The 12333-nt window shown below is 54.5% G+C and carries 7 protein-coding genes; 5 read left to right on the plus strand and 2 right to left on the minus strand.

Annotated features, from left to right (window positions below; translation table 11 throughout):
- Window positions 1-117: 117 nt before the first annotated feature.
- Entirely contained in the window at window positions 118-309 is a 192-nt protein-coding gene (locus SH573x_RS25555) for a hypothetical protein (RefSeq protein ID WP_479350882.1), read from the minus strand.
- A 792-nt stretch (window positions 310-1101) separates the two neighbouring features.
- Complete coding sequence (gene pheA, locus SH573x_RS25560) at window positions 1102-2169, minus strand: prephenate dehydratase (RefSeq protein WP_479350883.1); 1068 nt, start codon at window positions 2167-2169, stop codon at window positions 1102-1104.
- Window positions 2170-2625: 456 nt separating this feature from the next.
- On the opposite strand from pheA, the gene dnaK reads away from it, so the two are divergent.
- From dnaK to SH573x_RS25585, 5 genes are all read left to right on the plus strand, one after another.
- A complete protein-coding gene (dnaK, locus tag SH573x_RS25565) occupies window positions 2626-4557 on the plus strand; it encodes a molecular chaperone DnaK (protein ID WP_479350884.1) in 1932 nt (643 codons plus the stop codon).
- A gap of 297 nt (window positions 4558-4854) precedes the next feature.
- The gene (gene clpB / locus SH573x_RS25570) at window positions 4855-7509 is read left to right on the plus strand and encodes an ATP-dependent chaperone ClpB (RefSeq protein WP_479350885.1); all 2655 of its coding nucleotides are present in this window, start codon (window positions 4855-4857) and stop codon (window positions 7507-7509) included.
- Between the two features lie 434 nt (window positions 7510-7943).
- Window positions 7944-9356 carry an AAA family ATPase gene (locus SH573x_RS25575; protein ID WP_479350886.1) on the plus strand — a complete coding sequence of 471 codons (1413 nt, stop codon included), beginning with the start codon at window positions 7944-7946 and terminating at the stop codon, window positions 9354-9356.
- A gap of 312 nt (window positions 9357-9668) precedes the next feature.
- Complete coding sequence (locus SH573x_RS25580) at window positions 9669-10802, plus strand: tetratricopeptide repeat protein (RefSeq protein WP_479350887.1); 1134 nt, start codon at window positions 9669-9671, stop codon at window positions 10800-10802.
- A gap of 142 nt (window positions 10803-10944) precedes the next feature.
- A complete protein-coding gene (locus SH573x_RS25585; RefSeq protein ID WP_479350888.1) occupies window positions 10945-12141 on the plus strand; it encodes an FG-GAP repeat domain-containing protein in 1197 nt (398 codons plus the stop codon).
- The last annotated feature ends 192 nt before the right edge of the window (window positions 12142-12333 follow it).

Genomic DNA, 12333 nt, shown 5'->3' on the forward strand with positions numbered 1-12333 from the left:
CCACCTTTGCGTGTACCTCCGTGTGAACGACATCCCAGTTCCCGGTCTTTAGGGTCCGTCCGCCGACGAGGTTTAGCATTTCGCCATGCCTAAGAGTTTGGTGACGGTGCCCACCAGTTAGCAAACATCTGGAATCACCGTATTTACATCACTAAGACTCAGGCCTTCGCTTTGATTAAGTGCATGCGCTATTGCCTTGACTTTGTTCATGCGCAAGATTCTTTTCGCTTGTTCGACTCGCTCGTCGAATACATCGGGCGTTTCGAAACCATCTGCGCATACGTGGACTCCCAAGTCTTGAAGACGCATGACTTCGTCATCACAAACTTCACTTCGATCGGAACTGCAGCCCCACGCTTGATATGATCCGAATTCCAACGTCTCTGCCGCAGCGCCAGCCGCGGAGCACAATTGCCGATTCTTATAACTTTCAGCATTGGAAGGCTTGAAGTCTATCTTGCACGAGCCGGCATTCTTTCCATGTGGCAGATCAACTCTCTGGAAAGGCAAGTGGAGTTTTAGAGCTGCATATACATGCCCAGCTTCGTGCAAAGCCAGACGAGGGCGATCGATTCGGAAATACGCTTCGTTTTGCTCGTCCGTCGTTTCTCGGGTGTAATTTGGTCCCCTCGGAATTCGTAGCCCCCCGTGGCTTACTTCCGCAACCAAGGTCTCGTTGTCGTACACTAGCAGAGACAACTCAATCTTGAGGGTGCCAAACCCCAACGCTGCAAACAACTCGCAAGCGAGTCCAGAGTTTACAGGAACTCTTTTAACCAACTCGTGTACTTTGAGTCTTTGTGATTTCACATCACTACTGTCATCACTTTCTATCCGGCAGATGGCTGCGACATTTTACATCAATTCACCTCGCTCAGTTTCTCTGACGCTCACGGTCTCGCCCGATGGATCCCATCTGGTGGTGCGTCTCTGTGTCCTGGGAGTAGTTCGCTTGGTGCTTAATGACGAGCCGTCCTGGGGCACAGAATGCATGCTGTGGCTATCGATAGACTTCGAACCGCAAACGTTAACGTGCTTGGCAATGAAACACTGGCGCAGCAAACCGACCGTCTTGGCGCCCCCCTTCCGAGTCGCGACCGATTACCTTTCTGCTTTGGGATACGAACCCAGCACTTCCAGTCGCAGGGTTTGTTTGCGCAGGTCAGCCAGAGCTGATGAGACGTTCTTGCCGTTGACATGTCCTTCCAGCTCGACAAAGAACAAGTACTCGCGCGGTGAGTCGGCCAGCGGGAATGACTCGATCCAGGTCAGGTTCAGCTTGGCGCTGCGAAAGGCATCCATGGCTTCAGCCAAGGCACAGGGGCGGTGAGGCAGTTGGAACATGAGAGATGTTTTGTCGTGGCCAGTTGGCTGGCTGTCTTTGTTTCCGATAATGGCGAATCGCGTAACGTTATTCTGATTGTCTTCGATATTCTCATCGATGATTTGCAGCCCGTGATGAATGCCGGCTTCGCGACTGGCAACCGCGGCCGCACCATGTTTTTCTGCGGCCAGTCGAGCTGCGGCAGCTGTGCTCGCGATTTCTATCAGCCGCGCGTCGGGCACGTGCTTGCTCAGCCATCCGCGGCACTGCGACATGGCTTGGGGTTTACTATAGATTTCGACGATCTCTGCCCGCGGTGTTCGGCCTAACAAACAGTGATGAATCGGCAACATGACTTCGCCGCAGATTTTCACTGGCAACCGCGCAAACATGCCCAGCGTATCGACGACGCGGCCGTCCGTACTGTTTTCGATGGGTACCACGCCATAGGTCGCCTGACCTCGAATCAGTTCATCAAAAACGGCTGCGATTGTAGCCACCGGCACCAGCTGACTGGCTAGTCCAAAGTGTTTGGCCGCTGCTAGATAACTGTAGCTGTAGATAGGCCCCAGATAGGCAACCGGCTCGGAAACGTGTGAGGCTTCATAGCTCAAGCTAACAACATGCTTGATCCATTCGACGGCTCGCTCAGGCGGCAGATTCAGCCTGGCAGCTAACGCGGTCGCCCGTTCGACAGCTGCTTGATGCATTTGCGACAATTCGACGGGCTGGCCCGCAGCCTGAATAGCCTGCAATTCGCGTCGCGTCGCTTCGACACGCTGGCTCAACAGTTCCAGCAACTGGCGATCGAGCTGGTCGGTCGTGGACACCTTGGCAGCAGGCATCGGCGACGCCTTGGACGGAACTTTCGAGGCTCCCGATCCAGGCTTAGAAGAGCCTTTAGTTGGCTTGACAGACTTCGCGGAACGTTTCAAAGCACAATTCTCCAGTTGGCATGAGTCAGGTGCTACTCAATGTAACCGCTGGCGAAAATTCAATTGGAAAGTCGGACGAGGAAAAGGCAAAATTCCTGAGTGTGATGACAGCCCTATCATACTGCCACAACCGACCAGCCACGCAGCGTAGTCGGCTATGCCAATTTGGCACTTCGCAAGCTGGCTGCCAAAAAATCTGCAGAAATTTGCGGCTCGTTCAAACAGCTAATGATTTCATTATCTAAAGTAACTTAGCTCATTCGGGATGGCGTCGGAAAAACGGCCGCAATTTTGACATTGGTACAGAGCTTGCATAGGTGGGCGACACGTCACCCTTAATTTGCACAAAATCGAAGGAAACTCATCATGGCTCAAGGCGAAAAGATCATTGGCATCGACCTGGGGACCACGAACTCGGTCGTAGCCATCATGGAAGGCTCGGAAGTAAAGGTCATCCCCAACGCGGAAGGTAATCGCCTGACGCCTAGCGTGGTCGCTTTCACAGACAAAAACGATGTCATCGTCGGCGAACCTGCGCGTCGCCAGGCGGTTACCAATCCCAAGCGCACCATTTACTCCGCCAAGCGTTTCGTGGGACGTCGCCATTCGGAAGTTCAATCCGAAGAAAAAATTGTGCCCTACGAAGTCGTCGGCGGCAGCAACGAATACGTCAAGATTCAAATCGGCGACAAACAGTACACGCCTCAAGAAGTCTCCGCCAAGGTTCTACGCAAATTGAAGGAAGCGGCTGAGAGTTATTTGGGCCATCGCGTCAGCAAAGCGGTCATCACCGTGCCCGCGTATTTCAATGATGCACAGCGTCAAGCCACCAAAGACGCGGGCCAAATCGCCGGCCTGGAAGTAGCTCGTATCATCAACGAACCCACTGCCGCTGCCCTGGCTTATGGCCTCGACAAGGAACACGATCATAAGATCGTCGTGTTCGACTTGGGTGGTGGTACGTTCGACGTTTCAGTTCTGGAAGTCGCTTCCACCGGCGGCGGTGACGGAGACAAGTCGAGCAAAGTGTTCGAAGTGATCTCAACCAATGGTGATACACACCTGGGTGGTGACGACTTCGATGATACGCTCGTCAACTACGTGGCTGAGCAGTTCCAGAAGGACAATGGCATCGATCTCCGCAAAGAGCCGATGTCCCTGCAACGCTTACAAGAAGCTTGCGAAAAGGCCAAGAAGGAACTGAGCTCGCTGCCGCAAACCGACATTAACCTGCCGTTCATTACGCAAGATGCGTCGGGCCCGAAGCACTTGCAGGTCAACATTACGCGTGCCAAGTTCGAAGAACTGGTCGACTCGTTGATCGATCGCTGTCGCGGTCCAGTCTTGCGAGCACTCGAAGATGCCAAGCTGAAGCCCAGCGAAATCGACGAAGTTGTGCTGGTCGGTGGATCGACACGTGTGCCCAAGGTACGCCAACTGGTCAAGGACATCTTCGGCAAGGAACCGCACCAAGGTGTGAACCCTGACGAAGTCGTCGCTGTTGGTGCGGCTATTCAAGGTGCCGTGCTGGCTGGCGATCGCAAGGATGTGCTGCTGCTGGACGTGACGCCGCTGACGCTGGGTATTGAAACCGAAGGCGGTGTGATGACGGGGCTGATCGAACGCAACACGACGATCCCTGCCGAACGCAAGAATACGTTCTCGACCGCTGCAGATAGTCAAACTGCCGTTACGGTGCGCGTGTTCCAAGGCGAACGCAAGATGGCGACGCAGAATCGCTTGCTGGGTGAATTCAACCTGGAAGGCATCGCACCGGCTCCTCGTGGAGTACCGCAAATCGAAGTTAAATTCGACATCGATCAAAACGGTATTTTGAATGTGTCGGCTCGCGATGTCAGCACTGGCAAGCAAGCCTCGGTTAAGATCGAGCAGAGCTCTGGTCTATCCAAAGACGAAATCGAACGCATGCGTCGCGATGCCGAAGAGCATGCCGAAGAAGACAAACGTCAATTCGAACTGGCCGAAGCCCGCAACAAAGCTCAGCATTTGATTTATCAGCTCGAAAAGCAGATGACTGAAAATGCCGAGAAGCTCACCGATAGCGATCGCGATCCTCTGAACAAGGCCATCGAGAAAGTGAAGACTGCCTCCGGCGGAACGGACACGGCGACCATTCGCAGTGCGACTACCGAACTGGAGCAAGCAGCTCAAGCCTTCGGTAAGGTGTTATACGAAAAGACCGCCGCCTCCGGTGGCAGTGAAGCTGGTCCCAACAAACCAGCCGGCAGCGGCGCCGACGACGATGCCATCGACGCCGAGTTCGAAGTCAAGAACTAGTATGTCTCCTTTCGCTCCGCGAAAGGCAACCATATCCAATCTTCGATCACACTCAAACACCAGCGTTCCCCAAAACGCTGGTGTTTTTTTGTGCCCGTAGCCACCGTCGCCAGACGGTGGTCGCGCCTCCAATTGTCCACCGCTTGGCAGCGGTGGCTACACTTTGGCACTCGATTTTCTTATAGGACCACTGCTCAACTGCGATGTGCAAAAATGGCACTCATTGGCTGAGCTCGATGCATGGCTGGGTCGCGCGATGCGTCGAAACGTGTAGCCGATCACCAGGAGTGCGTCACTATGGCATTTCGCTTCGAAAAACTGACAGTCAAATCGCAAGAAGCCGTGGCTGCGGCACAAAGTGCCGCTCAAACAGAGGGCCATGCTGAAATTGATTCACTGCACCTTTTGGCAGCTTTGCTGCAAGATGAAGAAGGTGTGGTTGTACCGCTACTGAAAAAGATGGGCGCAAATCTCGAGCAGTTGCGTTCGTTGTGTGGAAGCGAACTCGGACGACTACCCAAAGTCTCAGGGGGTCGGACTCCAGGTGTGAATCCGCTACTCAATTCCGTCCTGGAAGCGGCCGCCAAAGCCGCTGAAAGTATGCAGGATGAATTCATCAGCACCGAGCATCTGCTGCTGGGCATCGTTCGCACCAGTGGTTGCAAAGCCGCAAGTCTATTGAAACTCAACGGCCTCAACGAAAAAGACATACTCCAAACTCTGCAAACGATTCGAGGATCCGCACGCGTGACCGATCAAACGCCCGAAGGCAAATTCAATGCGCTCGAAAAGTATGGCATCGACTTGATCAAGCAAGCGACAGCCAACAAACTGGATCCAGTGATTGGTCGCGACAACGAAATTCGTCGCGTCATTCAAGTACTGTCGCGACGCACCAAGAACAATCCGGTACTGATCGGTGAACCTGGCGTCGGCAAAACCGCGATCGTCGAAGGCTTGGCGCTGCGGATTGTAGAAGGCGATGTGCCGCAGAGTCTCAAGAACAAGAAAGTCATCGCGCTGGACATGGGCGCATTGATCGCCGGCACTAAGTTTCGCGGCGAGTTCGAAGAGCGTTTGAAAGCAGTCCTGCGCGAAGTCAAAGATGCAGGCGGTAACGTAATCCTATTCATCGACGAGCTGCATACGGTCGTGGGTGCCGGCGCTGCCGAAGGTGCCAGCGATGCCGCTAATTTGCTCAAGCCTGAACTAGCACGCGGTCAATTGCGTTGCATCGGCGCGACGACCCTTGATGAATATCGCAAACACGTGGAAAAAGATGCGGCTCTGGAACGTCGTTTCCAACCCGTGTACGTTGGCGAACCATCGGTCGATGATACCGTCACCATCTTGCGCGGACTCAAGTCCCGCTACGAAGCTCATCATGGCGTCAAGATTCGCGACTCGGCGCTGGTGGCCGCAGCCAACCTCTCCAACCGCTACATCACGGATCGTTTTCTACCAGACAAAGCCATCGACCTGGTCGACGAAGCTGCCAGTCGCCTGGCCATGGAACGCGAAAGCGTACCAGGCGAGATCGACGTGGTACAGCGCCGACTGCGTCAACTCGAATTAGCTCAGCGTCAATTGACCGAGGAGGGCGATGAAGCCACCGACGCACAGCTCGACGACATCGAAGAAGAAATGGAGAAGTTGCAACGCGAACTGGCCAGCTTGCGCGAACAATGGGACGCGGAAAAGCTGGGACTCAGCGATGTTCAATCGGTGCGCAATCGACTGGATCAAACCGAAGCAGATTTTCGGAAGCTCGATAACGCTATCAAAGAAAAACAATCGAGCGGTCTGCCTGTACCAGAACTCGACTATCAGCAGTTGTTTGAAATGGACAAGCTGCGTAGTCAACTGCGAACTCAAATTGAAAATGAAGAACGTGCAACGCCGACTCAGGCCAGCGAACGCAAGCTGCTGCGTACAGAAGTCAACGCTGACGAAATCGCAGCCGTGGTCAGCAACTGGACTGGCATTCCCGTTAGCCGCATGCTGGAAACCGAACGCGCCAAACTGATCGTGCTGGAGGAACGTTTGCATCAACGCGTGGTTGGCCAGGACAAAGCCGTCGAAGCAGTAGCCAATGCCGTCCGCCGCAGTCGTAGCGGATTGCAAGATTCCAATCGCCCCATCGGTTCGTTCCTGTTTTTGGGTCCCACGGGCGTCGGCAAAACGGAACTCTGTAAAGCTTTGGCAGAAGTCATGTTCGATGACGAACATGCCATGGTCCGACTGGACATGAGCGAATTCATGGAACGCCATTCGGTCAGCCGCATGATCGGTGCCCCTCCGGGCTATGTCGGCTACGAAGAAGGTGGCAAACTGACCGAAGCTGTGCGCAGACGTCCTTACAGCGTGATCCTCTTAGACGAGATCGAAAAGGCTCATCAAGACGTATTCAACGTCTTGCTACAAGTCCTGGACGACGGCCGTCTAACCGATGGTCATGGGCGCACTGTAGACTTTACGAACACGGTCATCGTCATGACCAGCAACATTGGCAGTCAAATCATTCAGAAGCTAACCGAAGAGGGCGCCGATGAAGAAGAGGTTCAGCAGGCCGTCAAAGAATCGTTGCAATCACGATTCTTACCCGAGTTCCTCAATCGCATCGACGACATGATTCTGTTCGAACCCCTCGGTCGCGACCAGATCCATGAAATTGTGGGCTTGCAACTCAAACGCTTGGAACAGCAATTGGCAGCCAACCATATCGAGATGGAAATCACCGACAGCGCGATCAGAGCCGTAGCGCATGAAGGCTACGATCCAGCCTACGGTGCTCGACCGCTAAAGCGCGTGATCCAACGACGTATTCAAAACCCACTGGCTACCGAACTGCTCAAAGGCAACATCGTCGAAGGCGGTAAAGTTCGAATTGATTTTGTGAACGACAACTTCGTGTTCGAACCCGTCACCGGTGAAATGCAACCTGTGGCATAGGCTTCCAGCCTGTGTGTATGTGGCATGGCTTCCAGCCTGTGGCATTCTAAATGACACAGGTTGGAAGCCTATGCCACACACCCTGGTTCGTTGGCCAATGATCCATCTCAGGGTGCTTTGAAACTTCGGTTTCATTAGCTCAGGTCAACTGCAGCCCTAATATCAACCGCTTCGTTTTGAGCACTGGCTATGCTGCGCATTGCCAGTGTCACCCAAAATCCTAAACACTAACGCCGTCGGCTTAGGGCGCTGATTCTGGGGGACTACTCGGCCCCCCCGCTGCAGAGATTAATTCCGCTACTCGGCTGTTGTAAATTTCCTGGCTACTGTAAAAGCTCTGATTGAGTGGATCGACGCTGTTTCAGGATGTTTCCTCTAGTCCGTAGGCCCCTCCTATTTAAATCACGCTTAGGCCGGAGCGGTTGGAGACCTGTATGTCATCGTTCTTCAGTGGTTGGATGTGTTTAGGCAGCATTGCCGCAATAACGCTAGCAATAAGTTGTTTTACGCAATTGCGCAACCTGTACAAGCAACTCATTAGCCGAATCGTCGTCAATCTAACGATCAGTGGTCATCAAGCCGATGCCGTGTTGTTGTACGCTCGCGAGCATTTCAAGCCGTCGCGTTTCGGAACGCGAGCTTACGTGGGTTGGAAGTTGTATTATCGACCTCAGCGTCGAGTGCAGTTGATGGCCATGGAGGTCAACGCGCCCAGTGGTAGGCTGTACTGGTTAGGCTGGCGGCCAATTTGGGTGGCCGATCAAGTGGCGGCTGCACAAACAAGCGGTGGCGCTGGCAGCAGTGACGAACCGACCAGCAGCATAACCGTTACGTATGCGCGTGGATCGTTGGATGCTGATCAGTTGATCCTGGCAGCTACGACTTATTACAACGCGCAGACGCTGCGTTTTGATGCCACCGGTGGTCGACGACATTCGATCAAGTACGTCAATGGTTCAGCTGGCATGAGCATCGCGCAGTTCAATTCGCAGCGATCGCGATCCACCGCCACTCCCACATCGGGTAGCGATGTGCGTGGCTGCCTGATTCATCGACCGCTTGGATTTGACTTCAGCGAAATCGGGCACGATCCGGATTCTCGACATCAAGCCATCGATCGCCTGGCCTTGAATTCGCAGTCGGAACAGCTGGTGGAAGAAGTGCGACGCTGGTACGAGACTGAAGGGTGGCATCACCAGCGGCAGTTACCTTGGCGACGAGGTTTCTTGCTGTATGGCCCTCCAGGCACCGGTAAGACCGCGCTTGCCCGCGCGATCGCCGAAGATCTCGACTTGCCGATCCATGTGTTCGACTTGGCCAGCCTGCGCAATGATGAACTGCAAAAAGCTTGGAATCAGATGCTGGAAGAAACGCCGTGCATGGCTTTGATGGAAGACATTGATTCGGTCTTTCATGGCCGTACCAATGTGGCCGTCTCGTCTGGCCCAGCCCTAACCTTTGATTGTTTGTTAAACGTCCTGGATGGTGTGCAGCGGACCGATGGCCTGCTGACGGTGATGACAACCAACCATATCGAACGGGTTGATCCCGCCATCGCGCAGCCCGGGGCCATCGGTTCTCGGCCTGGCCGCATCGACCGCGTGGTCCACTTGGGCCAGCTAAGCGAAGCCGGCCGAGCAAAAATTGCCGCACGTATCTTGGCCGATAACCTCGACCTGTTGTCGGTGGTCTGCCAACAAGGACATAGCGATACTCCCGCACAGTTTCAGGAACGCTGTGCAAGACTAGCATTAGCCTTGCACTATCAAGACCAGCAGGTGCTCAGCGAGTTACCCGTTGTGCCTATTGTGACACCAGACCTAACCTACTATCGCATGTCCGTGTAACCGGTTCGCATTCGTAGCCGAAGTCGCCAGACTTTGGACTCTTTCGTAGCCGAAGTCGCCAGACTTTGGAAGCGTCACCATATAACGCATCCAATCTCTGGCGAGATCGGCTACAGGACAGATCCAATCTCTGGCGAGATCGGCTACAGGAGATCGGCTGCGAGAAAATCGCACTTTCCACCACTCTGGATAACTGCTATACGACTCCATATTAGGCGTTGCCTCAGGAGTGTCGGAATGTTGTTGAGCGTAGAAAAGGGACGGAACCCTTTGGGAACACAAACTATGAGCAGGGCTGCGACGATACTGCCAATGAGCGTTTACTGTTTGGCGCTGATAGCCTGGGGGGCGATAACTGCTGGGGCAGCGGAGCCCGATAGTGTTTCAGCAGACCTCCAAGCCATCTATGCGCGCACGCAAACGGCCACGCAAGAAGCTGAGTTCACGGCAATAGCCAAAGAATGTTCGGCGATCATTCCTGATGCTCAGCGTTCGGCCACCGACAAAGCCTACGCGTCGAAACTCTTTGCTTGGGCGCTGAATCGCCGCGGAGAAGTTCGCAGCGAGTCGGCCGCCGAATTGGTGAAGACCGGCAAGTTGCCCGAAGCGCAAAACCTCGACCAATTAGCCGGCAAAGACTTTGCGACAGCCGTCAAATATGCGCCCGACAATTGGCGCGTACACCATAACCTGGCCATCGCCTATGCCATGCAAGGCAAATATGACGAAGCGGTCGAAGAGTTGAGCGTCGTCATTCAACTCAAGGACGACTATCCCAATGCGTATTACAATCGCGCCGAGTTGTACTTCGAACAAGAACAGTTTCCGCAAGCGATCAAGGACTACAGCCGCGCGATCGAGTTGGTAGATAACGATGCACGATACTTTAATGGTCGAGCTCATGCGCGATTTATGCTGAACGATACCGACGATGCGATCGCCGATTATACGCATGCGGCTACTTTGGAAAGCACCAGTGCCGGCTATATCACAGACCTGGCCGATGCGCTGCAATCGACCGGCAAATGGGCTGAAGCAGCGGAACGTTATCGTCAAGCTGTCAAGGTCGACAAAGGGTATGCGCGAGCATATCGCAACATTGCATGGCTCTTGGCCACTTGTCCCGATCGACGCTTTCGCAATCCCAATCTCGCACTCACAGCGGCTCGCAAAGCCATCGAACTCTCGGGCGAACAAGACTATCGCGCCTTGGATACGCTAGCCGCAGCCACCGCGGCTACTGGCAATCCAACCGAAGCAGTCGAACTGATGCGCAGCGCGGTAGCGATTGCACCCGCTGGTGCTCAACCTGAATTGAAAGCTCGCTCTTCCGTCTATGCCAAGGGTGGCAAGTACGTTCAAGCGACACCGAAGGCCGAACGACCAGCGCCCGATTTGCAGACAGCCGAAGTTCGCACCGCCTCAGCCGAAGGTCCCGCCAAATAAACTCGTTGCTCTAAGCACGTGGACGTGTCCACGTGCATTGCCTTTCAAGCCTGGCGGGTAGGAAACATCAAGCACTTCTGCGCGCCGACTTTGCTTATAATCGTGTCTTTGGGCCGGTATCCACCAACCTTGCTCGAGGCACATGATGATCTTCTCTGTTCGACCACTGCTATTGGTCCTATGTTGTCTGTCGCCTGTGAGCGCGCAGTCGTGGCAGACAATCGAACTGCCTGTGAAGCTGAGCGTCGGCTATGCCGTGCGGGCTATCGATATCAATGGCGACAAACAGCTGGATATCGCCATCGTCGACTCCAAACGTGTGTTGTGGTTGGAAAACCCCAGTTGGCAAGAGCACGTCATTCATGCAACGCCCGAGGCCAAAGCGGATAACGTTTGTTTTGCACCCCACGATGTCGATGGCGATGGCTGGCTGGACCTGGCGCTGGGCGCCGATTGGCAACCCAACAATACCGACTCGGGCGGTTCGATTGGTTGGCTGCGACAATATCCAGCGGGCACATGGACTTATTATGAACTGGACAGTCAACCCACCACCCATCGCATGAACTGGGTTGAGCTCAGTAAAGGTCAACCCAGTTTGGTCGTCGCGCCTTTAAAAGGCGCCGCCAGTAAAGCGCCGGGCTTTGACCAGACCGGAGTGAAACTTATGGCCTACACTCCACCCGCACCCGACTCCGTCACGGATGCCTCCAAGTGGCAATCACGTGTATTGAATGATCAATTGCACGTCATGCACAATTTCCAAGCCTGCGATCTGGATGCGGACAACCAGGTTGAATTGTTATGCGCCAGCTATGAAGGTGCTTCGTGGCTGCAACTGGACCGGCAAGGTCACGTTAGCCAGCTGACACAAATAGGCATCGGTCAGCAACAGTCGCCACCGGCACGTGGTGCCAGCGAAATTCGACATGGCCAGCTGGCCGGTGGTACGCATTACGTGGCCACGATCGAACCGTGGCATGGCGACAAGGTCGTCGTCTATGTTGCTCCGCAGGCCTGGAAATCGCAAACACCATGGCCCCGTTTAGTCATCGACGAACAATTGGCTTGGGGGCATGCGGTCGCCTGTGCCAACTTGGATGATGACCCGGCTGACGAACTGGTCATTGGCGTGCGTGATAATCAAACAGACGCTCATCGCTGTGGTGTACGCGTGTACGATCCCGATGCGTCTGGACAGACATGGACGCGAACGCTGATCGATGCTGGTGGCGTCGCGGTCGAAGATCTAATTGTGGCCGACTTCAACAACGATGGTCGCAACGATATCGTCGCTGTCGGTCGCGCCACGCATAACGCCAAGTTGTATCTGCAATAGCCTCATGCCTCCACTGACCGCGGAGGGCGCTTCGCTTTAATCGTGGGCAAAAGAGGTACTCGTACTCGATCGTCCCATCCGAGTGCCGCCGGAAGCGATTCTAGCCAGCCACGGTAGTTCATCGACTTGCCAAACCATTTCAATAACTCGATGAAGCGAAGCGCCCGACTTGTGTCAGTGGAAGCTCGACTG

Source organism: Rania fehmarnensis, from assembly GCF_056494185.1.